This window comes from Shewanella acanthi (assembly GCF_019457475.1).
Taxonomy (GTDB): domain Bacteria; phylum Pseudomonadota; class Gammaproteobacteria; order Enterobacterales; family Shewanellaceae; genus Shewanella; species Shewanella acanthi.
In genome coordinates, this window is the sequence record NZ_CP080413.1 from 1,751,852 (window position 1) to 1,777,669 (window position 25,818).

At 46.3% G+C, this 25,818-nt stretch carries 20 protein-coding genes; 6 read left to right on the plus strand and 14 right to left on the minus strand.

Annotated features, from left to right (window positions below):
* Window positions 1-21: 21 nt before the first annotated feature.
* A complete protein-coding gene (gene pyrD / locus K0H61_RS07760; RefSeq protein ID WP_220052111.1) occupies window positions 22-1,047 on the plus strand; it encodes a quinone-dependent dihydroorotate dehydrogenase in 1,026 nt (341 codons plus the stop codon).
* Between the two features lie 183 nt (window positions 1,048-1,230).
* A complete protein-coding gene (locus K0H61_RS07765) occupies window positions 1,231-1,764 on the plus strand; it encodes a cell division protein ZapC (protein WP_220052112.1) in 534 nt (177 codons plus the stop codon).
* A 402-nt stretch (window positions 1,765-2,166) separates the two neighbouring features.
* Here K0H61_RS07765 and K0H61_RS07770 read toward each other — a convergent pair whose 3' ends face one another.
* From K0H61_RS07770 to K0H61_RS07830, 13 genes are all read right to left on the minus strand, one after another.
* On the minus strand, window positions 2,167-2,505 hold the full coding sequence (locus K0H61_RS07770; protein ID WP_220052113.1) for a YdbL family probable chaperone protein: 339 nt from the start codon (window positions 2,503-2,505) through the stop codon (window positions 2,167-2,169).
* Between the two features lie 22 nt (window positions 2,506-2,527).
* Window positions 2,528-2,722: a YnbE family lipoprotein gene (locus K0H61_RS07775; RefSeq protein WP_258406028.1), complete on the minus strand. Its 195-nt coding sequence runs from the start codon at window positions 2,720-2,722 to the stop codon at window positions 2,528-2,530.
* Between the two features lie 62 nt (window positions 2,723-2,784).
* Entirely contained in the window at window positions 2,785-6,090 is a 3,306-nt protein-coding gene (locus K0H61_RS07780) for an intermembrane phospholipid transport YdbH family protein (RefSeq protein WP_220052115.1), read from the minus strand.
* Between the two features lie 239 nt (window positions 6,091-6,329).
* The gene (locus K0H61_RS07785) at window positions 6,330-7,517 is read right to left on the minus strand and encodes an aromatic amino acid transport family protein (RefSeq protein WP_220052116.1); all 1,188 of its coding nucleotides are present in this window, start codon (window positions 7,515-7,517) and stop codon (window positions 6,330-6,332) included.
* A gap of 491 nt (window positions 7,518-8,008) precedes the next feature.
* Window positions 8,009-8,629, minus strand: coding sequence for a bifunctional phosphoribosyl-AMP cyclohydrolase/phosphoribosyl-ATP diphosphatase HisIE (gene hisIE, locus K0H61_RS07790; RefSeq protein WP_220052117.1), 621 nt, complete (start codon window positions 8,627-8,629; stop codon window positions 8,009-8,011).
* Between the two features lie 127 nt (window positions 8,630-8,756).
* On the minus strand, window positions 8,757-9,530 hold the full coding sequence (gene hisF, locus K0H61_RS07795; RefSeq protein WP_220052118.1) for an imidazole glycerol phosphate synthase subunit HisF: 774 nt from the start codon (window positions 9,528-9,530) through the stop codon (window positions 8,757-8,759).
* Window positions 9,512-10,249, minus strand: coding sequence for a 1-(5-phosphoribosyl)-5-[(5-phosphoribosylamino)methylideneamino]imidazole-4-carboxamide isomerase (gene hisA / locus K0H61_RS07800; RefSeq protein ID WP_220052119.1), 738 nt, complete (start codon window positions 10,247-10,249; stop codon window positions 9,512-9,514). The genes hisF and hisA overlap by 19 nt, the downstream gene beginning before the upstream one ends.
* Entirely contained in the window at window positions 10,246-10,911 is a 666-nt protein-coding gene (gene hisH, locus K0H61_RS07805; protein WP_220052120.1) for an imidazole glycerol phosphate synthase subunit HisH, read from the minus strand. Before hisH ends, hisA begins: the two co-directional genes overlap by 4 nt.
* A 38-nt stretch (window positions 10,912-10,949) precedes the next feature.
* Window positions 10,950-12,041, minus strand: a complete 1,092-nt coding sequence (gene hisB, locus K0H61_RS07810; RefSeq protein ID WP_220052121.1) for a bifunctional histidinol-phosphatase/imidazoleglycerol-phosphate dehydratase HisB — start codon at window positions 12,039-12,041, stop codon at window positions 10,950-10,952.
* 63 nt (window positions 12,042-12,104) lie between these two features.
* Entirely contained in the window at window positions 12,105-13,259 is a 1,155-nt protein-coding gene (gene hisC / locus K0H61_RS07815; protein WP_220052122.1) for a histidinol-phosphate transaminase, read from the minus strand.
* A 10-nt stretch (window positions 13,260-13,269) separates the two neighbouring features.
* A complete protein-coding gene (hisD, locus tag K0H61_RS07820; RefSeq protein ID WP_220052123.1) occupies window positions 13,270-14,568 on the minus strand; it encodes a histidinol dehydrogenase in 1,299 nt (432 codons plus the stop codon).
* A gap of 3 nt (window positions 14,569-14,571) precedes the next feature.
* Entirely contained in the window at window positions 14,572-15,471 is a 900-nt protein-coding gene (hisG, locus tag K0H61_RS07825; RefSeq protein ID WP_220052124.1) for an ATP phosphoribosyltransferase, read from the minus strand.
* A 929-nt stretch (window positions 15,472-16,400) separates the two neighbouring features.
* Window positions 16,401-16,868 carry an Lrp/AsnC family transcriptional regulator gene (locus K0H61_RS07830; protein ID WP_220052125.1) on the minus strand — a complete coding sequence of 156 codons (468 nt, stop codon included), beginning with the start codon at window positions 16,866-16,868 and terminating at the stop codon, window positions 16,401-16,403.
* Between the two features lie 127 nt (window positions 16,869-16,995).
* On the opposite strand from K0H61_RS07830, the gene cysK reads away from it, so the two are divergent.
* Entirely contained in the window at window positions 16,996-17,994 is a 999-nt protein-coding gene (cysK, locus tag K0H61_RS07835) for a cysteine synthase A (protein WP_220052126.1), read from the plus strand.
* Window positions 17,995-18,442: 448 nt separating this feature from the next.
* On the opposite strand, the gene K0H61_RS07840 is transcribed toward cysK, so the two are convergent.
* Window positions 18,443-19,582 carry a GGDEF domain-containing protein gene (locus K0H61_RS07840; RefSeq protein ID WP_220052127.1) on the minus strand — a complete coding sequence of 380 codons (1,140 nt, stop codon included), beginning with the start codon at window positions 19,580-19,582 and terminating at the stop codon, window positions 18,443-18,445.
* A 376-nt stretch (window positions 19,583-19,958) separates the two neighbouring features.
* On the opposite strand from K0H61_RS07840, the gene yoaA reads away from it, so the two are divergent.
* The 3 genes from yoaA to pheT all read left to right on the plus strand — a co-directional run bounded on the left by yoaA (window position 19,959) and on the right by pheT (window position 25,817).
* Complete coding sequence (yoaA, locus tag K0H61_RS07845) at window positions 19,959-21,962, plus strand: DNA repair helicase YoaA (RefSeq protein WP_434086605.1); 2,004 nt, start codon at window positions 19,959-19,961, stop codon at window positions 21,960-21,962.
* Window positions 21,963-22,430: 468 nt separating this feature from the next.
* Window positions 22,431-23,414: a phenylalanine--tRNA ligase subunit alpha gene (gene pheS, locus K0H61_RS07850; RefSeq protein ID WP_220052128.1), complete on the plus strand. Its 984-nt coding sequence runs from the start codon at window positions 22,431-22,433 to the stop codon at window positions 23,412-23,414.
* Window positions 23,415-23,429: 15 nt separating this feature from the next.
* Window positions 23,430-25,817, plus strand: coding sequence for a phenylalanine--tRNA ligase subunit beta (gene pheT, locus K0H61_RS07855; protein ID WP_220052129.1), 2,388 nt, complete (start codon window positions 23,430-23,432; stop codon window positions 25,815-25,817).
* Window position 25,818: the final 1 nt, after the last annotated feature.

Sequence of the window (25,818 nt, forward strand, 5' to 3'; positions counted from 1 at the left end):
TTTTTAGGTCGAGGATAGTACATGTTTTATACAATCGCACAGAAAATCATGTTTCAGATGGATCCTGAGCGAGCTCACAATCTAGCCATTGGCAGTCTGAAAATGACCGGCAATAGCCCGTTAAATGCGTTTTATGCGCAAAATATTGCACCAGCACCAGTGAGCTTTATGGGTCTAACATTCCCGAATCCAGTCGGTCTTGCGGCGGGTATGGATAAGGACGGCGAGTCTATCGATGCCTTCCATGCCATGGGTTTTGGTCATGTAGAGGTCGGCACTGTTACCCCAAGACCACAACCAGGTAACGATTTACCGCGTTTATTCCGTTTAAAACCCGCAAAAGCCATCATCAACCGCATGGGTTTTAACAACAAAGGCGTCGATAATCTGGTCAAAAATTTGATCGCCAAGAAAACCGATATCATGGTCGGTGTGAATATTGGTAAGAATAAAGACACGCCAGTAGAGCAGGGTAAGGACGATTATTTGATCTGTATGGATAAAGTTTATCCGTACGCATCCTATATTGCGGTAAATATTTCATCACCCAATACCCCAGGATTACGATCGCTACAATATGGCGATCTATTAGATGAATTATTAAGCGCATTAAAAACCAAGCAACTTGAGTTAGCCGAAAAGCATAATAAATATGTGCCAATCGCCCTTAAAATTGCGCCGGATTTAACTAGCGAAGAAATTGAGAATATTGCCCAGTCGCTTATCAAAAATAAATTCGATGGCGCGATTGCAACCAATACGACGTTAACCCGCGATGGTGTAAGTGGTCTTGAAAACGCCAATGAAAGCGGTGGGTTAAGCGGTAAACCATTAACTGAACTTTCAACCAAAGTGATTAAACAATTGGCCACTTGCTTAAAAGGTGAGATCCCAATTATTGGCGTGGGTGGTATTAACAGTGCAGAAGATGCACTGGCAAAACTTGATGCCGGCGCAACGATGGTGCAAATTTATTCGGGCTTTATTTACCAAGGTCCAAAGTTAATTAAAGAAATTGTTCAAGCTTATCGCGCTCGGCAAAAGTAATTAGATCTAAAAATTGATCAAATTGGTTAAGTGCGATCTATTTAGAACAATAGATCGCACTTATGATCAAAAAATAGATCTTATAAGTCGCTGTTAATTAATTTCTATATTGTATTTTTTGTTTTGATATTGGATAAAATATCTACTATTATGTCCCTGTGTTTAAACAAGTAGGTATACGTTATGTTATTAATGCCGCAAAAGGATTGGCAATGGAAATATAACGAATCGTATGGAGTATTAGGCGTTTCGTTAGGTTCCGAGATAGAATTTCTGACGGCTTATAGGGCAAAATCATTAATTCCAGATGCGCTTTCAAGCATGGAATTTAATGTTTTGCACGCCAAATTCTATATGAACTTACTTGAGAAGCTGCCAAAGACATTAACTTTATCCGATGCTGCAATTGTGCAAATTGCGCTTAATGCCACAGCAGCTCACTTTATGTTGACACCACAAATGCCAAAGTCTTGGTTTTTCGATGTCAGCGATGTGTGCGTATTTAGTGATGTCGGTAAGGTCTTTGAACTCAAATGCCAGAAGCAAAGGGCGTTAGTCTTAGTGGTGGAGAATACCCTGCAGTCGGCATTGGTGATGTTATTATCGCCTGAGTGTGAATTATCGGGTGCCAAGACGTTAGTGCAATTTGAGACCATTAAAGTTATGCATAATCGTCTACATCCATTACGTATGCAGCGTCATGTTGTGGCCGCCTAACTTTACTCCAATTTTCAGTTTTTATAGGGCTGATTCGGTTATGCTGGCGGCTAAATCATGCTTATTCTAAGCTGACTATTTATTTTTTCTGTTTTATTCCATCTGATTTATTCCATTTTTGTTAAATCTAACCCTCTAAATCTTTTTTCTTACAAGTGCATCATTGTATCTTGGCTTAAGCACTGCATGATTAATTTAATATGTGGTTAATTTATGGGCATCCATTCCCTATTTTCATAGGGGCTTGTATTTGCTGATCCTTGCTAAATCGATTGTGAACTTCGCGGGTGAATTTCTCATAAAGTTGGTTAAATAAAAATGCCCGCGAGATGCGGGCATTTATAGGTGAGATATCGCTACATATTCCTAGCAGTCCATCTTAGCAGAGACAAGTAATGTGGATTATTTTTTAACCCATTTTCCCTGTGCGTTCTGTACAAAATTGCCTTTGTCAGTGGCTGCAATGGCTTTTTCTCCAGCAAGTTTTGCCACATCACTGGCTGAAATATTATTCTTTTTGGCGATAGTTTCATAATGGGCACGGCGTTTGGTATTCACATCATCCATTACCGCTTTGGCCTCGGGATTATTTTGCACTAAGCCTAAATAACCGTTTAGCTGCTCACCTAAATAACCTTGAGATTTTGCTTCCTGTAGCGTCATGGCGAAGGCATTGAGGCTTAACACACATAAACTTAACAGCATTAATAGACGTGGTTTTATTTTTAGTAATGATTTCATCTCATATTCCTCAACACCCGAATTAGAACAATTTATCGTCGGTTAGCAATTGATCCAGTTCTTTATCCACTTTAATTTTAATTTCGTGTTCAATTTTCACATTGAGATTGATGACAATCGGCTTATCCGGTGGTTCAATTTTTACTGTAGGGGCGCAGCCAGAAATTAAGCCGGCGAGAAGTAGGCTCCCTAAACTGATTTGAGTGAGTGGTGTCATTTTCACTGGCTTTCCTTCTATTGCTAGGACTTTTAAGACGGCAGTTTGGTTGTAGTCTTAGGTTATTTCACGGACTTTTCAATTCTGTCCTGCAGATCATTACCTATCTGCAAACTTCTCAATAACTGCAGCATGTTCTCTTCTTGAGAGTAATTCAAGTGAATAGGGCGTTCAATCCCCCGGCTCTTGCCTTTCACTTCCACCTGAAGAATAGCATCACCTTTATTATCCATATCGAAGGTACTCGACAGCTGGCTGTATTCGAGGTGTTCAAGTGCTTGAAACACAAAGTCGAGGTAGGGCTGGGAAGCGCGCATCTGATCCACTGCGGGACTTCCCGAAATGGCTATCAGACCACCGGGTGGTCGAGCCGCTAATTGCCCACCTGAAATAGAAACTTTGCCATCGTTCAGATCGACGGGCAAAACGCCATCGAAAATTCCGTCGGCATAGACCCCAATTTGTGGCTGAATACGCAGCACTTCTTCTAAACTCATGCCATGTAAAATCAAATAAGCATGGGATTTATCCTGCAGTCGCAAATTAAAGTCTGGCAGCAAAAAATGGCCACTGAGTACTTTGCCTTTAGCAGTCATAGTGACATCGGTATCACTTAATCCCGTGAGTTGCTGTAGGTAGTTAGTCGCGACTTTATCTGCATCCCTACTTAGGACAATATCAGACTCAACTTCAATCTCAGTCAAAGGAAAACCGGGATCAAACTGGCTAAAATACAATTGTGTATTTGGGCATTTTAGCGTGGCGACACTGCTAAAGTAGTCCCGATGCGTTGGAGATTGAAGGGATTGTCCCCAGGTAAATAGGCATTGCGCATTGAGTTTACCACCATCGAAGGTGAGGTCCTGATAAAAGCCCTCAAGCTCTGTGATTGATTGGTTTATCTGCATCGCAAAATGGGTTTGACTTATGCTTTGTGTGAGTTCAAAGCTCGCCTTTAACTGATTGTTACCCGTTGCATTAAATTCACTTGGCAGTGGTGCTAATTGGTTGAGTAGGGCGAGTGTTTGAGTGAGACTGCTGTCGATGTGCCATTGTCCTGAAAGCTTTAGCGGCTTTTGTCCATTGGCAAACTTTAATTGATGAACGCTATTAAGCGCAAAAGTGCCAAGTTGCCAGTGTTCTATCCCCTTAAGGGTTTGCTTTTTCCAGCTAAGATCCTGTTTAAGATTTAGATTATCCAGTTTTAGCAGAGTTTCTTTGCGACTTCTGCCATGGCTAGTTTGTTGTTTGTCGATTTGGATATCCCGCACCTGCCATTCGAGTTGATTTGCCCAAGTGCCAGCGTTAAGACTTTCAAATATGGCCTTTGTATCGAGTTCTTCAAATCCCATTGCTTGCTTAGATTGCAGCGAAAAATCGGCGATGCTGGCTGTATGAGTCTCAGGCTGCAGTGTGGATGTTTGCTGCATCAATGCTTGTTGCGAGAATGCTAGCTGCGTGAAAGCCAATGTTAGCGGTGGAACGTTAGCCCGAATAGACGTTGTTGGCCTCTTGATGTCGCTGCGCTGACTGGCAAGAGTCAATGTCGCTGAAGGGGTCAATTGTAGTTGTCCTAGTGAGAGCTGCGACTCTGTCACTGAGGTTGAGTTTGCTTGCCTCAGCGTAACGCCCTTAAGTTCTATGAGTGGTTTTGCTGTTTGCGTTTCGACATTGGGCTTTGCGCTAAGTTGCCAATCTAAGCCGTGCTGAGATTGGCTAAGGGTTAGATTACCTTGGGTTTTAAAGTGTGATTCTTGCCAAGCGAGTGAAAGTGGCGCGTTTTGCCACAGCGACTCAAGGTCTATGGGGGTTTGTTGCAGCGTGGCTAAGCGATAATTGCCATCAAATTGCCAGCTATCCTGAGACAGGCTCAGCTTTGGATAGCTTATAGCAAGTTCAACATTCACTTTACTGTTCTGGGTACTGAGGATAAATGAAGGTAGGATATATTTAGCCAGTGAATTGTCTCCATACAAAGGGTATTCAAACGAATCTTGTAACCCTAAGTGCCAAGTGATTGCGGTTTGCTTAAGACGAAGGCCATTGAGTAAAAAACTCACGGTTTGACTTGATTCTTCATCTAGGTGGGCAAGGAGCTTTTGAGTCTGAGCTTCAGTGGGGGTGAGGCTTAATTCAAATGGCTCAAGCTGTAATTCCAGCTGTTTCAATGGCCCAGACAAGTTGAGATTAAGCGCAGTTTTTGGGGCGAGGCTTATTCCTTCAAATGCCGAAAACGTCATTTTAGGTTCAATAAATTGATGCTGACTCTGAAGGTTGCTCGAAATAAAGTCAAAGCTTATCTGGGATTTAAGTTTACCTTCAATTTCAATTTGCTGGGCCTGCCATTGGTTATCTAGGTCGACAACCGACGCTAGAATACTGTTTGGGTAGGGCAATTGCACAAGTGTATGTAGGTTCTTTAAGAGTGGCCCCGTATCGATTTCACTATCAATACTCAGCGTTGTGCCCTTAAGGTTTGCCTTAAATTTTGCAAGCTCAATATCAGTTAATTTGATTTCATTAGCACGTTGCGACAATCGGCCGCTAATTTCACCTTGGCGCAACACTAAATCATCCAAGATCAAAGCGAAGCGTGGTTGGGGAAGTTGGCCTATTGGCTGTTGCACCTCTAGCTGCACATTAACTTTTTGATGAACCTGGATATTGTTGGTTTCAATCTTCGCTGCGATGGCCGTCGTTTCAGGCGGTATCAATTCAAAAAGGATCTTTGTGATATCTATCTCAGGCAGTGCTTGCAGAGTATGCGTGATTTGATGATATGGCGTCTGACTCTCGCCAATCGCACTTTGGTCACTCATATTGGCGATAAAGAGTGATGGCCCTAATTTGGCATCCACAGAGTCAATGTCCACCCTGTGTATGGTGAGTAACTTATCTAACGGGAAGAATTCGGTAAGTGCGGTGAGATCTTGTGGCAAATTCACTTGTAAATCGATATTGATATCCTGAATCGCGAAGAGAGAGTCACCAAAACGCACACTGGCAGCTTCAAGATGCCAATGCCGTAAACCCAACTCCACCTTACCCAGTTGAATAAGCTCACCATCTGTATCCTTTAAGAGGGCATTAACGGTTTTTTGGATAAGGGCTTCAGTGTGCTGAGTCACTACAAAGGCTGCCCCCGTCAGCCCTAAGACAAGTAACAGGCAAGTTGCGAGCAGTGTTTGCCTTAGGCGGCTGTTGATTATGCTATTCGACCCAGAGGTTAAAGTCTTCTTTTGGCTTGAGACCCGTCTCCCATAGGACAACTTAGTAGGCGCATTCGCGTGACTTGCGTTGGAAGTGAGCGCGGGATTTGGCTCACCCTTGGCGTTTTCCTTGTCTTGTTTTGTTGGGAGCTTCGGCATCTTGCTTGAATCACATCCTAATGACATTGGCACTCAAGTGGTTATCCTGACTCGAGGCCTCAGTGGCGCATCTATGCCATGGCAAGCCTTCGGCAGAGTGCCTTGTCAGTGTAACACCCATGTCCTTGGCTGACTAATAGTGATCTTCAAATTACCTATTCGATAATCTTAAATCATGCAAGTATTCAACTGCTTATTGGTGTTTAGGATTACATCTCTGGGCTTAAATGGTTTTGGGATTAGCCACCAAATTGCGCCGCGATAATCATCACGCCACTTACCGCTGCCAAGAGTAACGCCGGTTTACCGCCAGTCACTCGATAGCCCCTTGGCAACTGTGCTTCATCGCGATGTCGGCGCTGTGCCCACACCATCGCCACTGGCAGAAATACCGCGAGTATGACTAAGGCAATCGATGCAAAACCCAGTGCGGTGATAAAGCCTTGGGGGTAGAAGAGGGCAAAACCCAATGGCGGAATAAAAGTGATGGCCGAGGTGACGCTACGTCTTGAGACATTATTGTTCTGCTTAAGGTTGGCCGCCATAAAATCGAATAGACCGAGACTTACCCCTAAAAATGAAGTGGCGAGTGCAAGCGCCGCGAACAAACTGACCGCCATAGTTAAATATTGGTTTTGCATCACCACATCTAATTGATTGATGAAACCCGTGAGGCTTTGGCTGTGCATTAACTGTGTTTGGGTGAGAACTCCTTGGCTACCCAGTTGCCACAGCAGATAAATCAGCAGTGGCAGGGCCGAGCCAAGCAACATTAGGCGGCGCAGGGATTTCACATCGACGCCTAAATAGCGCACCACCGATGGAATCGAGCCATGAAAACCAAAGGAGGTAAACACCACCGGAATGGCGCTGATAATCAGCCCCTGTTCTACCGGTAGCGCTAATAGGTGTTGGCCATCGACTTTGGGCAGCAACAGGCCGAGTAGCATTAGTAAAGCGCAGATCTTCACAATAAATAAACCGCGGTTGATAAGATCCACACTGTGGGTGCCAAGGCCGACAATGGTACCGAAAACCAAGGTAAATAAGATGGTAGCAAACTGACTCGGCAGCGCTAAACCCAGCCAAAGCGTGAGTTTTTGATTAAGCTGCTCACCGCCACCGGCAATGTAGGCGGCACATAGGGCGTAGAGTAAAAACATCAGCGCGCTACTTGCAATCACTTGACCTGGGCGACCAAGCAGCTTAAATGCGAGTTGATTCAGACTAGCTTCAGGCGGGGCAAATTGGTGCACCTCAACCAGCAACAGGGCGGTATAGGCCATTAATCCCCACAGTAGTAACATCACTAGGACTGAAGCCCCAAAGCCTAAACCTGCCGAAGCAATCGGTAGGGCCAACATACCCGCACCTATGGTGGTGCCGGCGATCAGCAGCAAACTGCCGAAAAATTTATTCTGTGTCATTGCTTGCTCGAATTACAACGTCTCGAACGCTGATAAATTGTGGTTCTCTCAAGTTTGACCCTTGAGCTTGTGGGTGATGGAGCTTGTTGTTTAGCGGGGCGATACCATAGGTTTTTAATTTGTATATGTCAACCATTACAGCATTACACTGTTGCGGTGTTGCGAAATAAGACGGTTAACGTCTGAATAATTGAGTGACTCACTTAGTTCGCCGTGAAACTCGAAAATTTTATGAATATAAAACTCGGCGCGTTAGCTAGCGGCTAGGGCAGGTTACTGGATAATGGTTAACAATGTTTTGCTTTGAGGTTTGGAGGAGAATTGAACAGGCACTCAAGCTTATGCTGTACAATTTTTGTTTTTCGAATTCTTTGCATCATCGCGTAAATTGTTGTTTAAACAGCTTAACTTTAAACTCCAATTTGATCGAATTTTTCAATCGGTTGATTCCATTACTGCTCAGTACCTTATGGTACTGAGCAAGTGTAGGTTTAGGGTTTTGCCCTTTGATGACGACTTAACAAATTGGCATTGATATCACTTAGGCTGAGGTTTTGATCTTCGAGCAGTACCAGCAGGTGATAAATCAAATCTGAGGCTTCGTTCACTAGTTCTTCTTTATCGTGGGTCGCCGCAGCAAGGGCGGTTTCTAGGCCTTCTTCACCAACCTTTTGCGCGATGCGTTTAGTGCCACGTTGAAATAACGAGGCGGTGTAGCTCGAATCTGGGCTATCGTGACGGCGACTTGCAATCAGCTCGGCCAATTGGTTTAAAAAGGGGTGTACCGCTGCGGCCCAGCAGCTTTCGGTGCCCTTATGGCAGGTGGGGCCGTTTGGGATAACCTGCACTAACAGGCTGTCGTTATCGCAGTCCATATCGAGGGCGACAAGTTTGAGGGTATTGCCCGAGGTTTCGCCCTTGGTCCATAAACGCTGTTTGGAGCGACTATAAAAGGTGACATCGCCAGTGCTTAAGGTTTTTTCCAGCGCGGCTTTATCCATATAGCCGAGCATTAATACCTTGCCCGACAGGTGATTTTGAACAATGGCGGGTATGAGGCCATCCTGTTTTTCCCAATCGAGTTGGGTGATATCCATCGCTTGTTGAGTCATGCCATTACCTAATCTAAAGAGTTTAATTATCCAAATAACTGAATCGTTTTAATGCCCAATGGTTCGCCGGGCGAATGTTTTTCAATAACTGTCTCGCAACTGATGAAACTACAATAACGATTCGGCATTAGCGCCTAATGGCAATCCCTTGCTCGGCGAGGTAGTGCTTAAGCTCACCGATATTGATAATCGCCTTATGGAATACGCTGGCGGCAAGGGCCGCATCGACTTTAGCCTCGATAAACACATCGCGAAAATGCGCCATAGTGCCAGCGCCGCCCGAGGCGATAAGTGGTACATCGCAGACCGCGCGTACCATACTTAACTGTTTGATATCGTAGCCCGAGCGCACGCCATCTTGGTTCATCACATTGAGCACAATTTCGCCGCAGCCAAGGTGCTGTACTTCTTCCACCCAATCCTGGGTGTACCATGACGTATCGCGAGTCGCCGCTTCATCGCCGGTAAATTGTTTAACTTGATAACTGTTGGTCGATGCATCGAAGAAGGAGTCGATACCAATCACAATACATTGGCGGCCGAATTCATCCTGTAATCGGGTAATCAAGCTGGGATCGCTCAGTGCTGGCGAGTTAATCGAAATCTTATCGGCGCCAAAGGCTAATAGTTCCCGCGCTTGGGCTACGGTTTTAATGCCGCCCGCGACACAAAAGGGGATATCGATTTGCTCGGCTACGCGGCTCACCCAGGATTTATCGACTACGCGATCGTGAGCGCTGGCGGTAATATCGTAGAAGACTAACTCGTCTGCGCCCTCAGCGGCATAACGGGCGGCCAGCGGCACGATATCGCCAACGATTTCATGGTTACGAAATTGCACCCCTTTCACGACTGCACCATCTTTTACATCTAAACAGGGGACTATGCGTTTGGCCAGCATTGAATTGCCTCCGCGACCGTAAACTGATTAATCAACAATGCTTTACCGATAATTATCCCAGCGGCGCCGCTATCTCGTACGGCAGCGACATCATCTAAGGTGGCAATACCGCCGGATGCCTGCCATTGGATCTCGGGAAATTGCGTAGCAAGTTCTTGATAAAGCGCGGTGTTAGCGCCGGTGAGGGTGCCATCACGACTAATGTCGGTCACCAGCGCATGCTTAAGGCCGACTTCACAAAAGTATTCAACTAAGGATTCTAAACTCTTACCGCCGCCGCTTTGCCAGCCCGACACCGCAACGATTTTCTCGCCCGCCTCATTAATATTCACATCGAGCGCTAAGCAAATGGCATCGCTGCCGTATTGTTCAAACCAGCTTCTCACCAGCTCTGGGGATTTCACCGCAAGGGAACCAATAACCACACGTTTAACGCCGATGGCAAATAACTCATCGAGCTGCGCTTGATTACGAATTCCTCCGCCAACTTGGATATTGGCGTTAAGGCCCGCGACTAATTGGCTGATGAGCTTGGTTTGACGTTTTTCAGGCTCCTTCGCGCCGGTTAAATCCACAATATGTAACCACTTAGCACCTTGAGCCTCGTAGGATTGCAGCTGGGCGAGGGGACTTAAATCGAAGGTGGTTTGCTGGCCGTAATCGCCCTGAAAGAGGCGCACCACTTGGCCATCAATTAAATCGATAGCAGGAATAATCATTGCTGCTCCTTCATCTTGAGGAAGTTTTTTAAGATTTGCGCGCCAATCGCTGCGCTCTTTTCAGGGTGAAATTGCACCCCCATAAAATTGCCTTTGCCGATAGCGGCGCTAAAGGCCTCACCATATTGGCACTCGGCGAGAGTAAACTCGCTTAAGGGCGCGCGGAAGCTATGCACAAAATACACAAAGCTGCCATCCTCAACGCCATCAAACAGCGGATGATTGCTTACTTTCAGTTGATTCCAGCCCATATGGGGCAGCGGCAGCTCGGCCGCTTTTAACATGTCGCTATCTAACTCATCGATAACGGTCGGAATAATGCCCAAACATTCACAGTCTTGTCCCTTGCCGCCCTGTTCCTTGGAAAGCGAACTGAGCATTTGCATCCCAAGGCAGACTCCAAGCACGGGTTGAGTCAGTCCCTTTATCAACTCGACCAAGTCCTTCTCGTTCAGGGAGGCCATGGCGGCGCCCGCACTGCCGACACCCGGCAGCACTACACGTTTGGCGGCCTTGATTGCTGTTTTGTCATCGGTCACGAGCACCTTGGCGCCGATGCGCTCAAAGGCGTAGCGCACCGAACTTAAATTGGCGCAGCCCGTGTCGATGATCAGCACATCGACATCTTGAGCGTTACTTCTTACATCCGTTTGTGGTTGCATCTTTAATTCATCCTACGGCCTAGTCCAAATGTGTGGCGTTACAGCACGCCTTTACTTGATGGCAACACATCGCCTTCCACTTTAACGGCCTGTCTCAGGGCGCGACCGAGCACCTTAAACAGGGCTTCGACCTTGTGGTGATCGTTATCGCCCGAGGCACTCACATGCAGGGTGCAGCGCAGGCCATCGGCGAAGGAGCGGAAAAAATGCGGCACCATTTCGGTGGCCATTTCACCGACCTTTTCACGCTCAAACTGGGCGCTAAATTTAATAAAAGGCCGACCCGAGATATCGAGTAAACATTCGCCCTTGGCCTCATCCATCGGCAGGCTAAACCCAAAACGGGCGATACCGCGTTTGTCTCCAAGGGCTTGGCGCAGGGCATCACCGATGGCGAGCGCTGTATCTTCCACACTGTGGTGATCGTCGATTTCAAGATCGCCTGCGACCTTGACGTCCATCTTAAAATTGCCGTGGGTGGCGATTTGTTCCAGCATGTGGTCGAAAAAACCGATGCCGGTTTCGATGCTGCCCTTAGCGGCGTTATCTAGGTCAACCGTGACGCGAATATCGGTTTCTTTGGTGGTGCGCACCACAGTCGCAAGGCGGCCTTTACTGAGCAGCGCATCGGCGATGGCATTCCAGCCCAATTTCTCTCGTTGATATTGAAAGCTTTTGAGCCCCATGGCATTGCCAAGTTCGACATCGGTTTGTCTGTCGCCAATCACCGCTGATTGGGTAAAGTCGATGCAGCCCTGGGTGAGGAAATCTTTTACCAGTCCCAGTTTTGGCTTACGGCAGCTGCAGTTTTCATCGTTAAAGTGCGGGCAGATGAGCACATCGTCAAAAATGACCCCTTGGCTTTTTAGGATCTGCATCATCATATCGTGGGGCGCATCGAAATCTTCCTGTGGGAAGGACGGTGTGCCAAGGCCGTCCTGATTGCTCACCATCACTAAGCGGAAACCTGCCTTTTGCAGGCGCAGCAATGCGGGGATCACCTCTGGCTCGAACACCAGTTTGCTCAGACTATCGACCTGTTTGTCGATGGCAGGTTCTTCAATCAGGGTGCCATCACGGTCGATGAACAGAATTTTTTGGGCAAGATTGACGCTAAAAACTGGATTCATGGTGCTGTTACCTATTTATAGATTTTGAAATAGTGCTATACACAGTGCGATATCGGGCTCAAACTACAATGACACTTGCTTAGTAACGCCTTGTGATTCAATAAGGCGCTCTGTTTCAAAGAGGCGAACTAAACGGTCGGTATCTGCTCCATGGCTAAAGCTAAACCGAATTGCATTGGCAAGTCGTGGATCCTTGTAAGCTCGGGCGACAATCCCGTTTTCGACTAATAACTTAGCGACCTTGGCCACATCATCAAATTCGGCGAGCACAAAGTTACCCCGCGCCTTGATAACGCGCCCGCCCCATTGCTTGCAGTAAAGATTAAGCGCGTTGCTTAAGCGCGCCCCTTGGGCATTAAGGAGTGTTACCTGTTCGCGCATCCGGGTAATGCCGTCTGTTAAGAGTGCTTGCGTCGCCACTTCACTCACGGGCACAGGCACGGGATAGGGCGCGATCACCCGCATAATGATTTCGACAATCTCAACATTTGCCAGCATAAAACCGCAGCGAGCACCCGCTAAGGCAAAGGCCTTTGAGAGGGTGCGAAGCACCACTAAATTGGGGTAGTTATCCAACAGACTCGCCACACTGTATTCGGGGCAAAACTCGATATAGGCCTCATCGACAACAACTAAGGAATCGGGCAGCGCTTTGATGGTCTGCTCGATTTTAGCGGTTTCAATCACAGTGCCCGTTGGGTTGTTGGGATTACAGATAAACACTAACTTGCTGCCTCGGGCTTTACTGGCAAGATCCTCGGGCAAGTCAAAATTAGCATCTAAACTCAATGCGTTAACTTTGATATTAAAGGTATTGGCGCTGATGGCGTACATGCCATAGGTAGGGCCAAATGTGACGATACTGTCAACACCTGGAATACAAAAGGCGCGGATAAGCAACTCAATCGCCTCATCGGCGCCGCGACTTGCTACAATGCGGCTCGCCTTCACGCCGCTGTACTGGCTGTAGGCATTGATCAGCGCGGGAGGTTGGCACTCGGGGTAACGGTTGAGTTTGCTCAAATCTAAGGACTCAAGCGCCACATTATTAAAGGGCGATTCGTTGGCATTGATCCAAATATCTCCCTGACCACCAAGCCTGCGTGCGCTTTGATAGGGGGTTAAATCCAACAGTTCAGGGCGCGCCAAACGGGCGGCTAAACTCTTGCTTTCAGTTTGCGGCTCAATGACAGAAATCTTGGTTAACTCTTGGCTCATTTGGGCATTCTCACTTAAGGCTGTTTACACGCAGGGCAACGGCATTTTTATGGGCGTCGAGCAGCTCGTTACTGGCGAGTGTCATTACGGTTTGCGCAAGGCCCATCAGGCCATCGGCGGATAATTCCTGCACCGTAAAGCGGCGGCTAAAGTCGGCCAGTGACAGGCTGGATACCGCGCGGCTGTAGCCGTAAGTTGGTAGCACATGGTTAGTGCCACTGGCGTAATCGCCAACGGATTCCGGTGTATAGGCGCCTAAAAAGACTGAGCCTGCGGCGCGGATATCCTTCAACACTTCGCGGGGCTCGCGGGTCTGAATAATTAAGTGTTCAGGCCCATATTGGTTTGAGACCTTGGCTGCATCCTTCATCGAATCGACAATAATAGTGCGGCTGCATTTAAGCGCGGTGGCGGCAATTTCTCTTCGTGGCAATGCTGCTAATTGCACCTCTATGGCTTGATTAACCTTTTCAGCGATATCCTTGGAATCCGTCACTAAAATCACCTGAGAGTCGGCGCCATGTTCAGCTTGGGATAACAGATCGGCGGCAATAAAATCGCAATTAGCGTCGCCATCGGCAATGACTAACACTTCGGACGGCCCCGCTGGCATATCGATAGACACAGTGCAGCGGCCATCCTGCGACACTAAGCGTTTGGCTTCTGTCACGTAGCGATTACCTGGGCCAAAAATCTTATCGACACTGGGAACGGTTTCTGTGCCAAAGGCAAGCGCCGCAATCGCCTGAGCACCGCCAACCTGATAAATCTCGTTAATGCCACACTCGCTTGCGGCATAGATAATGGCATCGTTAATCGGTGGCGGGCTGACTAGCACGCGTTTATCACAACCTGCAATTTTGGCAGGTAGCGCCAGCATCATCACTGTGGAGATTAGCGGAGCGCTGCCACCAGGAATATAAAGACCCACCTTTTCAATCGGTTCACTGCGAAGCTCGCAGCGCACGCCGCTTTGGGTTTCAATATCGATGGGTCGAAACTGCTGCGCGCTGTGAAAGGCACTGATGTTGGCCATAGCTTGATTGATTGCCTCTTTAAGTGCCGCAGGCACACGTTCAACGGCGAGCTGAATTTGCGCATCGGTTAATCGCAGCTCCTTGGCACTGGCGCTCTTTACCCCATCGAATTTTTGGTTAAATTCCATTAATGCCGCATCGCCACGGGTCACGACCGCATCGATAATGGCGCGCACACTCTGCTCCAGACCACTATCGCCAATCAGCGGCGAGCGGCTTAGTGCGGCCTTTTGCTCTGTGCTTTTCAGTTCTGCCCAAGTGATGATATCCATGGATTACCCCATCATTTTTTCGATTGGCATTACCAGAATCGAACTGGCACCGAGGGCTGTTAATTGTTCCATGGTGTCCCAGAACAAATCTTCGGTGCTCACCGCGTGAATTGCCACACGGTTAGTGTCATCGTTCAGTGGCAGCACGGTTGGGTTTTCTGCGCCGGGCAGCAGGGCAACGATTTGATCTAAGGTTTCGGTTGGGGCGTGAAGCAGAATGTATTTGCTCTCACGGGCGCGGATCACCCCATTTACACGGGAAAGGATTTTATCGATAAGCGCCTGTTTCGATGGACTTTGAGTTTGAGTCGATTGGATCACGCAGGCCATAGAACGGTAGATCACCTCTGTTTCGTATAAACCGTTCGCCTCTAGGGTGGCACCCGTCGACACTAAGTCACAGATCCCATCGGCTAGCCCTGCACGCGGCGCCACTTCCACCGAGCCCTTCAACATACAATCGCGATAATTTATGCCCTTTTGGTGCATAAAACGGCGCAACAGGTTGGGGTAGGAGGTGGCAATGCGAAGTCCCTCAAGTGAGGCGGCGTCGTTATAGCGAAACTCGGTCGGCACCGCGAGGGAAAGACGGCAGGCACCAAAATCCAATTGGCGCAGTTTTACAAACTCAGCGGGTTTATTAAGCGTGATGCGCTCGATTTGTTCTTCTTCAAGCACGTTTTCTCCAATAATCCCCAAATCAACCACGCCATCCATCACGAGCCCTGGAATATCGTCGTCACGCACCCTGAGTAAATCGATGGGCATATTGTCGGCGTGGGCGATAAGGCGTTGTTCATTAATGGTAAATTTAACGCCACAACTCTTGAGTAACTGCTGGGATTCCGTCGATAAACGCCCGGACTTTTGGATGGCAATACGTAAACGGTTCGATTCAGTCATAGTGTGTATCTCGCTTAAAATTGACAAAATTTAGTGATCCAAAATTGCATGTTGTAACTGGTATCTATCAGTCTAATTGGGCGTTTATCTAAACTAACCTATTGAAATTAAATAGTCTTGATTAATTTACTCATCGAGCAACTACAAAAATAAACAGCCTAAAAGCAAAAACCCCCGGAATTCCTTCCAGGGGTTTTTGATCGGGATTGGATCAGTCCACCGGAAGGGTACAGTCCTCCGGCAGTGAGCGTCCGAAGGCTACCGCATATAATGGTGATGATGGTGGATAGCGTTCAGAATAGGGCTCATATATCTGTCTCTTTTCGTGGTTTTGCAATCAATATTTTTTGATCGCTATGAAATCGTTTGGATGAATACAAATCCATCAAATGTATTTTTAAGCTAACTGCTTTACGCCGCCTTTGCAATAGCTATTTTGATCTAATTTAGAATATTTATGCGTTTGGGATTTAAATAGGTTCTAGGTCGATGTTAGGAAGAACCAGAGCAAATTTAGCGTCAGTTAAGGAAAATGTGGTGTCAGGCGAGATAAAAAACGCTGGTTCATTTTTTCATGACATTGGCGAATAAAAGTCGCTGATTTTTACGTGCAGAAACCTCAACATGAGTGCCGATTAACTCTACTTAGCAAGTGTTCCCATTTGATGGGGTATGAAGCATTCAATTCGCTACCTACTGGTGATTTGTATATTAAATTCAATTAATTCAAAAAGTTAGAATTATGGTGTGACGATAACTTTATTGCAACGGTTGAGGAACATCCCGAATAGATATTTGCTAAGTGCGGGGTGAACCACTCAAATATTATTGGAGTGAGGTACCTATTTTTGAGGTGAACGTGCTTTGGATACATAAACATCACTAATAATTTTAATGGCTTATTCTTCTATTGTTTAATCCAGATAAACTTACTTTATTGGTAAAGCTGTCGTGTATTTGATTTGTTCCATCGCAAAGCTTGACGTGACCTCTGCAATGTTCACTTTTGCGACTAACTTTTTGTAGAACACGTCAAATGAGGACATGTCTGGGACAATAACTTTAAGCATGTAGTCGTAGATCCCACTTAATCGATAAAATTCAACAACCTCGTCGAATGATGCAGCGTGTTCTGCGAACTTTTCTAGCCATGTAGACTCATGATTAGATGTTTTAATCATGACGACAACGACCAAATCTAATCCGATATTTTGAGGCTTTAGTAAAGCAACACGTTTAGAAATAATATTTTGTTGCTCTAGCCTTTGAATTCTCTTCCAGCAAGGCGTTGTGGTTAATGCGACTCGTTCGGCGATTTCTGAGACAGATAGAGTGCAGTCTTGCTGCAACATTTTTAGAATTGCCTTGTCGGTCTTGTCGAGAGATGTATTTTTCATTATTTAATAAAAATGTAGAAAATAATTCCATAAAATAACAGTTAACTAGGGAAAATTGAAAATTAATTTTTTAGCCGACATGAGATCATTTTTTAACAAACCATAAACAGAAGAGATGGAGTTTGTTATGAAACGGATCGGAACAAACATAAATGCAGCTGTGATATACGACGACATTACTCAAACGATTGGTCATACACCGATCGTTCGCCTTTCTAGGCTTGTAAGTGAATACGATGTTAAATGCGAGATATTAGCTAAAGTAGAGTTTTTTAATCCAGCGGGTTCCATAAAAGACCGCCCCGCAATAGCGATGATAGATGCGCTAATGGCTTCATCTAATTTCACAAATGAGACCGAAATTGTCGAAGCAACATCTGGTAATAATGGTGTCGCCTGTGCTTGGGCGTGTGCGATTAAAGGGATCCCCTTAACGATTGTGATTCCTGAGCACATGTCTATTGAGCGCAGAATGTTGATTCAGCATTATGGGGCGAAGGTAATCACAACTCCGAAAGAATTGGGAACTAAAGGAGCCATAGATTATGCCAAAAACCTGCTTTTAGAGCGACCGAATGCTGTGATGTTGGATCAATTTGCCAACGAAGCTAATCCGAAAATGCATTTTAACTCTACTGCAGAGGAGATATGGACAGACACCGATGGCAATGTAGATATCATTGTCGCAGGTATTGGAACTGGCGGGACGATTACAGGTATTGCTAAGGCTTTAAAGGCAAGAAAGCCTAGTGTAAAAATCATTGCCGTAGAGCCTGCATCATGCCCTGTTTTATCAAAAGGATACGCAGGGGTTCACAAAATTCAAGGGCTGAGTTCTGGCCATGTTCCTGATGTTTTAGATACCGAGATTTTAGATGAAGTCATCACAGTGACTGATGAGGATGCGATTAAATATGCACGTAAACTCGCCCGTAAAGAAAGCCTAGCGGTGGGGATTTCATCTGGAGCAGCAGCTTGTGCATCAATACAAGTTGCATTGCGTCCAGAAAATTCGGGCAAAACGATTGTGACAATCTTAGCGGATACGGCTGAGCGTTACTTTAGCACAGAACTGTTTAATAAAGAGCTTGTTAGTACGCACGTTTCAGCTGAAGAAATTTGCTAAATTAACTCGCCAGCACCCAATCTGACAGTATCACCATTTTTAATGGTGATACTGTCAGTGATCTCAAATTTGTACGCGCTTGAACCTGAGCTAATGACTGCCCATTGTTAGGGTATCAGTGTCAGTTTGATAGATGCTTTTTACCCCTAACCCTAACCTTTTCCATTCAGTAACTTAGCGGTTGGTGTTTTGCTAGCCGCATATTTTCCTAGATGGGTTTGTTCAGTGTTGAAATCCCCTAATATGGGTGGACATCTTTCTGGCATGTCTGCATTGTACCGAGCAATGTTTGCGGTATCTGACCTGATCAAATTCAATAAAATGGTTTTGTGAAAACGTTTGCAGAACCCATTCGTTTGCGGATACGGTTTGTTTAGGGCGTTAAAGAGACCAATGAAGTCAGTGACTCACAGAATTACCGTTTGTAACTTGCTTAATATTCATTGAGTTAGGCGAAAACTTCAACGCGATTACGGCCATTATGCTTCGCTTGATAGAGCGCAGTATCGGCTTGTTTAACCAGATGCTGTAAATCGAAGTTCTGACTGCTGTGGGCTATCCCTAAGCTACAGGTAAATTGAATCGGTTGTTGCTGAAAATGAAACTCGCATTGCTCAATCTTTTGTCTTAGTTTATCCGCAATTTTAGCAGCAATGTCACCTGTGGTGTGGGGCAATAGTAGTACAAACTCTTCGCCACCAATACGTGAGAATAAATCATCTTTGCGGATATTTTGGCTAATTAATCTGCTAAAAGATTGGAGCACAAAATCACCCGCGTCATGGCCATAGCGATCGTTAATTTGTTTGAAGTGGTCAATGTCTAACATGATCAAAGACACAGTTTCATGTTTGGATAACTGCATTGCTATGGATGCTTCTAGACCACGGCGATTGAGCACATTGGTTAATGGATCCCGCTGTGACTGCAGGGTAATTCGCTGTTTATCTTGGGTCAGAACAGAGGTGATAAATCCGATACTGACTAGAAAGAAGGTCAGAGTACCTGTCAGCATGGGTAAGCGATAGGCTAACGTTTGCTCGGGGTAAAGCCATCCCCCCGCCAGTTGAACAATGGATGCACATAACTCTACGCCAATGGCGATGAGGATCAGGATAAGTCCGGTATCACGCTCTTGTCTTGCGGACTGGTTTAGTAACTGTTTTAGTATATAAAATCCTGCAATATCAATGGGAAGTGAATATAAGGAAACAAAGTCATAAAACGCTATCTGTTGGTTTAGCATCAACATCCAAATCAGGGCGATGCCTGAAAAAACGCTTACACCATTGGCTAGTGCAGGATGCGGTGCCAGTGCATTAATCGCCATAAAAATACACCAATGGGTAAGAATATAGGTCAGGACATTGAAATGCAGACTTAATGGCGCCAAATCGGTTTCTATCAGCCAAACACCTACCCATGAGAGGGTATTAAAACCAAAAAACCACAAAAAGTATTGCACTGAGCTTTTGTTGGTAGCCGTTTGCAGGGCGCGTTTGCAAAGAAAAATAAACGCCAAATTGATTAAGAACACCACTAAGTAAAAGTAATGTGTATAGAGAAGGGCCAATGGGAATGCCGTCATTTCGAAAATTGCTTAGTGCTTAGATTGAAAATTGATACATATTTTAACAGTGTTACTTAACCATAACAAATTCATGGATTAATTTGATAGGCAATGATTGTGTACACTTAAAATAAATCCTAATTTTGAATTGTGATTTGTTGAGCGATGTATTGAGTATTTCCAGTATTGCATGATGGAATACTACGGTTTTGCTGTAGGATGAAGCCCGCAATCATACGCCTAAATCCCGCAATAATTTTTCGTTAAATTGTTTCACCATAAGTAGAATCTTTTTTAAGGATACCTTCTAGTAATTACTGCTTGTGCTAATAGGTCATTTCAATAAGACTGCTTATCCCTGTGTTTTACTACTTTCATTGGACACTCTTTACCCTTGACTCGCTCTCGACATCCCTATCCCAAACCAAGCCAAAGCCCATCCCTTAAACAGGGGATGCCTTCGCGCAGTCGATTAGCAAGCGAGGTGCTGCGCGCTTTTGCTGCCGATGGTGTACTGGCAAATCATATTCAGGGCTTTAGTGCCCGCCAGAGTCAGGTGGAGATGGCAGGCATTATCAGTGAGGCGATTGCTAACAAAGGCAATGCGATTATTGAGGCGGGCACAGGGGTCGGTAAGACGTTTGCGTATTTAATTCCTGCGTTATTAAGTGGTAAGCAAGTGATCGTCAGCACCGGCAGTAAAAACCTACAGGAGCAATTGTTTTTAAAGGATTTACCTGCACTTACAACTATGCTCGGTATTTCCCCAAAATTAGCGCTATTAAAAGGGCGTAATAACTATCTGTGTCAGTATCGCTTAAATAGGCAAATGACAGAGGCGAGCCATATTGATTCGCGCTTGCTCGATGATTTACTCAAAATCAATCAATGGGCGGGGATGAGTAAAGATGGCGATATTGGGGCGATAACCTCGGTGGCTGAAAATTCCCCCGCATTGCCTTTGGTAGTGAGTACGAAGGAAACCTGCCTTGGTCAGCGCTGCGATTTTTATGATGAATGCTTTACCCGCAAGGCGCGAAGCCGAGCCATGGATGCCAAGGTGATTGTTGTAAACCACCATCTATTTTTTGCTGACAGTGTGCTTAAGGATACGGGTTTTGCCGAGCTGCTGCCCGATCCCGATGTGGTGATTTTCGATGAAGCCCATTTACTGCCCGATATCTGCGTCAGTTACTTTGGCTCGCAATTATCGAGTCGCACCATCGATGATTACCTGCAAAAGCTAATAAAGATCTATCAAACCGAGCTCAGTGATACGGAGCAAATCGCCCAGTTTAGCCAGCGCGCTATGGTTAAGCTCAGTGATTGGCACAATTTGTTATTCTCTTATAGTGAGTCAAATAGCGAGTCGGATTGGCGGCAATTGCTCGGCGATAAAAGCCTTGCGATGACTTCTTGGGAGTTATTAGCGCAGTTAGAAGCGCTGCAAAAACTGCTGCTCGCCCATGTGGGGCGAAGCGATGAGCTCGATGATATCGCCGTTAAACTTAGCGATATGAATCATAAGCTAATGCAGTTTATTCAGTGCGATAACCCGCAGGCGGCCTATAGCGTGGAGCTTGGCAATCGCTTTGTGGTGTTACGTATTTCGCCGATTAATATTGCCCGAGAATGCCAGCAATTGTTTGTGCCTGAAGTGAGTTGGATTTTTACTTCGGCGACCCTGCAGGTAAACTGCAGCCTTGGCCATTTTGCCAATGAGTTAGGCATTAAAGACGCCAGATCGCAGATTTTAGATAGCCCGTTCGATTACCCCCGTCAGGCGCTGTTTTGTGTGCCGCGGCAGTTGAGTAATGTAAGTAATCAACAGCAAGCCTTAAAGCAGTTGGTGGATGTTTGCGCTAAGGCGATTGAGGCGGCGCAGGGGCGAACTTTTATCCTGTTTACTAGCCATAAAATGCTCGAGCAAACCGCGATAGCACTTCGAAGTCGGGTGCAATATCCGCTACTTGTGCAAGGGCAGGCGGGTAAGCAGAGTTTGCTGACTAAATTTAGGCAACTCGGGAATGCGGTGCTGCTCGGCACCAGCAGTTTTTGGGAGGGGGTGGATGTGCGCGGCAAATTACTAAGCTGCGTGATCATCGATAAATTGCCCTTTGTGTCTCCGGACGATCCGCTGTACCGCGCCCGCGCCGACAATATCAGTCGTCAGGGCGGCGATCCCTTCAATCAAGTGTCCCTGCCGCAGGCAATTATCGCGCTCAAACAGGGGGTAGGGCGGTTAATCCGCGATGAAAAGGACTGCGGCGTGCTGATCCTTTGCGATAACCGCATCGTTAATCGCGCCTACGGACAGGCGTTTTTAAATTCCCTGCCACCGATGGCACGCACCCGCGATTTAGATAAGGCCTTAGCTTTCCTCAGGCAAATTCCCTAATACTTTGCTGAGCTTAAATGGACGTGATATTAGGAGGGCACTTTATTGCCTATCGTTTGTTTGTCTTTTCATTCATTCGGCTCATTTTAAGCAAAAATAAGTAAAAATGGCCGCGGATTTTGGATCATTTCCAATCGTTTATTATCCTTTAAACAACTCAGTGCATAGGGATGTGTCGGTAGAGTTCTGACATTGAAAGTCTGCGAGCAAAGTAATGATTGTTTAAAAAAACAACGACGGTTAAATTTCTGGATAAATCTGCGCCATTCTTGTGGGGTAACACATGAATTTGCATGATAAAAAGCCAGAATTAAGCCTAGTAATCTCTTGCCTGCTCACGTAGAATTTCTATCCTTTTTGTATTCGCTTTGCGTCTGGCATTAACGCCGATAACCTGAGCACCCATTAGCCTTTAATTGGCGCCCATAGCACTTGTTTATCAAGCGCGACTATGCAGTGGAAGAGAAAATGCAGCAGTTAACAGAGATCGTAGAACAAGCCTTAGTCATTATTGACCAGGCCAGTGATCTAAAAGCACTGGATGATATCCGTGTCGACTACCTGGGTAAGAAAGGTAAGATCACCGACATGATGAAAATGATGGGCAGCTTAAGTCCAGAAGAAAAACCAGCCTTTGGTCAGGCGGTCAATGATGCGAAACAGGCCATTCAACAGAAATTAACTGAGCGCATCGATGGTTTAAAGAGTGCTGAGCTTGAAGCCAAATTAATCGCAGAAAAGATAGACGTGACTTTACCTGGTCGCACCATCGAAATCGGTGGTCTGCACCCTGTGACTCGCACCATCGAACGTATCGAAACCTTCTTCGGTGAATTAGGTTTTACCGTTAAGCAAGGTCCAGAAATCGAAGACGATTTCCATAACTTCGATGCCCTGAATATCTCTGAGCACCACCCAGCGCGTGCCGACCACGATACCTTCTATTTCAATCCTAAGCTGATGCTGCGTACCCAAACTTCGGGCGTGCAAATTCGTACTATGGAAACGGAAAAGCCGCCATTACGTATCATCTCTCCGGGCCGCGTTTACCGTAATGACTACGATCAAACCCACACGCCAATGTTCCATCAGGTAGAGGGTTTATTAGTGGACGAGCACGTGAACTTCGCTGAGCTGAAAGGGGTGTTACACGACTTCCTGCGCAATTTCTTCGAAGAAGATCTGCAAGTGCGTTTCCGTCCTTCTTACTTCCCATTCACTGAGCCATCTGCCGAAGTGGACGTGATGGGCAAAAACGGCAAATGGTTAGAAGTATTAGGCTGCGGTATGGTTCACCCGAACGTACTGCGCAGCGTGGGCATTGATCCAGACAAATACTCTGGTTTTGCTTTTGGTATGGGCGTTGAGCGTTTAACTATGCTGCGTTACGGCGTTAACGATCTACGCGCGTTCTTCGAGAACGACCTGCGTTTCCTGAAGCAATTTAAATAACGGAGCTGTAATAGCATGAAATTTAGCGAATCTTGGCTTCGTGAGTGGGTAAACCCAGCGGTTAGCCGTGAAGCATTATCACACCAAATCACGATGGCCGGCCTTGAAGTGGACGGCGTGGATGCCGTTGCCGCCGATTTTAACGGCGTCGTTGTCGGTGAAGTGGTTGAGTGCGCTCAACATCCAGACGCAGACAAACTGCGTGTGACAAAAGTGAATGTCGGTAGCGGTGAGCTAATCGACATCGTGTGCGGCGCGGCGAACTGCCGTCAAGGCCTGCGCGTTGCAGTGGCTATGGTCGGTGCGACTCTGCCTGGCGATTTCAAAATCAAAAAAGCTAAGCTGCGCGGTATGCCATCCGAGGGCATGCTGTGTTCGTACGGTGAGCTCGGTATCGACATCGAAAGCGATGGCATTATTGAACTGCCATTAGATGCACCATTAGGCACAGATATCCGTGAATACCTGCAATTAAACGATGCGGTAATCGAAGTGGATTTAACCGCTAACCGTGCAGACTGTTTAGGCATGGTCGGTCTTGCCCGTGAAGTGGGCGTGTTAAACCGTCACGCGGTAACACAACCTCAGTGGGAAGCGGTTAACCCAACGATTGATGCCAAAGTCGCCATCAATGTGAAAGAAACCGCCGCTTGCCCTCGTTACTTGGGCCGTGTGGTGAAAAACGTCAATGTGAAAGCACCGACGCCATTATGGATGCAGGAAAAACTACGCCGTAGCGGTATCCGCTCAATCGACCCTATCGTTGATATCACGAACTTCGTGCTGATTGAATTCGGTCAACCTATGCACGCCTTCGATCTTGCCAAGTTAACGGGCGACATCCAAGTGCGTTTAGGTAACGGCGAAGAGAAAATCACCCTGCTCGATGGCTCAGAGGTGACCATTCCAAGTGATACCCTAGTGATTGCCGACGATGCTCGCCCATTAGCCCTTGCTGGCGTATTTGGTGGCGAGTACTCAGGTGTGAGCGACACTACCCAAGACATCCTGCTTGAGTGTGCCTTCTTCGCACCTTTAGCCATCATGGGTAAATCACGCCGTTTAGGCCTGCATACCGATTCTTCACACCGCTTTGAGCGTGGTGTAGACCCTGAGATGCAGCATAAGGTGATGGACCGTGCTACTCGATTAGTACTGGATATTTGTGGTGGTGAAGCTGGCCCTGTGGTTGAAGCTAAATCCGATGCCGATTTACCAAAACCTGCACAAATCGAATTGCGCCGTAGCAAGTTAGATAAAATCCTTGGTCACCATGTACCCGACACCGACGTGGTTGAAATCCTCGAGCGTTTAGGTTTTGGCGTGGTAGCAGGCGAGGGTAGCTGGCAGGTGACTACCGCCACTTACCGTTTCGACATGGCGATTGAAGAAGACTTAATCGAAGAAGTTGCCCGTATTTACGGTTACAACAACATTCCTAACGTGGCGCCTGTGGCATCGCTTAAGATGTCCGATCACAAAGAAACCGACTTAAGCCTTAAGCGCGTGCGCTCGCTGTTAGTGGCCCGTGGTTTCCAAGAAGCCGTGACCTACAGTTTCGTCGATCCTAAGCTGCAAAATCTGGTTCACCCAGGTGAGCAAGCCATGGTGCTGCCAAACCCCATTTCTAGCGAAATGTCGGCCATGCGTCTGTCGATGTTTACCGGATTATTGACTGCCGTTGGCTACAACCAAAGCCGTCAACAGAGCCGCGTGAGACTTTTTGAAACTGGCCTACGCTTTGTCCCTGATAACAATGCAGAATCAGGTGTAAGACAGCAAGCTATGCTAGGTTGCGTCATTACTGGCCTTCAAAATGACGAACATTGGTCTATGGAATCGAAAACCGTTGATTTTTTCGATCTTAAAGGCGATTTAGAAGCAATTATCGGCTTGACAGTTTCAGCATCAGAATTTAGCTTTAGAAGAGCAACACATTCTGCGCTTCATCCAGGGCAATGTGCTGAAATATTGAGAAATGATCGAGTAATCGGCCATATTGGCGCTATCCATCCTAGTTTGGAGAAGCCTTTCGGACTCAATGGTAAAACTATCGTTTTTGAGTTGGAATTGGATGCTTTATTGCACACCAGTTTGCCGCTAGCTCAGGCAGTATCTAAGTTCCCAGCTAATCGTCGTGATATCGCTATCGTCGTTGATGAAAGTGTTTCCTCAGGCGAAGTGATGAATTTGATAAGAAAAGTTGGCGAAAATCAGTTGGTTGGCATAAACTTGTTCGATGTATACTTAGGTAAAGGTGTTGAACCCGGCAAGAAGAGCCTGGCGATAGCACTTACATTACAAGACACTACTCGTACGCTTGAGGAAAAAGAGATTGCTGAAACGGTAGAATCAGTGGTTTCTGCTCTGAAAACTGAGTTCAACGCATCGTTGAGGGATTAAA

What these genes read in the sequence shown, in the direction of transcription:
- pyrD (WP_220052111.1), top strand. Translation starts at nt 22, where the DNA reads ATGTTTTATACAATCGCACAGAAAATCATGTTTCAGATGGATCCTGAG.
- K0H61_RS07765 (WP_220052112.1), top strand. Translation starts at nt 1,231, where the DNA reads ATGTTATTAATGCCGCAAAAGGATTGGCAATGGAAATATAACGAATCG.
- K0H61_RS07770 (WP_220052113.1), bottom strand. Translation starts at nt 2,505, where the DNA reads ATGAAATCATTACTAAAAATAAAACCACGTCTATTAATGCTGTTAAGT.
- K0H61_RS07775 (WP_258406028.1), bottom strand. Translation starts at nt 2,722, where the DNA reads ATGACACCACTCACTCAAATCAGTTTAGGGAGCCTACTTCTCGCCGGC.
- K0H61_RS07780 (WP_220052115.1), bottom strand. Translation starts at nt 6,090, where the DNA reads ATGCCGAAGCTCCCAACAAAACAAGACAAGGAAAACGCCAAGGGTGAG.
- K0H61_RS07785 (WP_220052116.1), bottom strand. Translation starts at nt 7,517, where the DNA reads ATGACACAGAATAAATTTTTCGGCAGTTTGCTGCTGATCGCCGGCACC.
- hisIE (WP_220052117.1), bottom strand. Translation starts at nt 8,629, where the DNA reads ATGACTCAACAAGCGATGGATATCACCCAACTCGATTGGGAAAAACAG.
- hisF (WP_220052118.1), bottom strand. Translation starts at nt 9,530, where the DNA reads ATGCTGGCCAAACGCATAGTCCCCTGTTTAGATGTAAAAGATGGTGCA.
- hisA (WP_220052119.1), bottom strand. Translation starts at nt 10,249, where the DNA reads ATGATTATTCCTGCTATCGATTTAATTGATGGCCAAGTGGTGCGCCTC.
- hisH (WP_220052120.1), bottom strand. Translation starts at nt 10,911, where the DNA reads ATGCAACCACAAACGGATGTAAGAAGTAACGCTCAAGATGTCGATGTG.
- hisB (WP_220052121.1), bottom strand. Translation starts at nt 12,041, where the DNA reads ATGAATCCAGTTTTTAGCGTCAATCTTGCCCAAAAAATTCTGTTCATC.
- hisC (WP_220052122.1), bottom strand. Translation starts at nt 13,259, where the DNA reads ATGAGCCAAGAGTTAACCAAGATTTCTGTCATTGAGCCGCAAACTGAA.
- hisD (WP_220052123.1), bottom strand. Translation starts at nt 14,568, where the DNA reads ATGGATATCATCACTTGGGCAGAACTGAAAAGCACAGAGCAAAAGGCC.
- hisG (WP_220052124.1), bottom strand. Translation starts at nt 15,471, where the DNA reads ATGACTGAATCGAACCGTTTACGTATTGCCATCCAAAAGTCCGGGCGT.
- K0H61_RS07830 (WP_220052125.1), bottom strand. Translation starts at nt 16,868, where the DNA reads ATGAAAAATACATCTCTCGACAAGACCGACAAGGCAATTCTAAAAATG.
- cysK (WP_220052126.1), top strand. Translation starts at nt 16,996, where the DNA reads ATGAAACGGATCGGAACAAACATAAATGCAGCTGTGATATACGACGAC.
- K0H61_RS07840 (WP_220052127.1), bottom strand. Translation starts at nt 19,582, where the DNA reads ATGACGGCATTCCCATTGGCCCTTCTCTATACACATTACTTTTACTTA.
- pheS (WP_220052128.1), top strand. Translation starts at nt 22,431, where the DNA reads ATGCAGCAGTTAACAGAGATCGTAGAACAAGCCTTAGTCATTATTGAC.
- pheT (WP_220052129.1), top strand. Translation starts at nt 23,430, where the DNA reads ATGAAATTTAGCGAATCTTGGCTTCGTGAGTGGGTAAACCCAGCGGTT.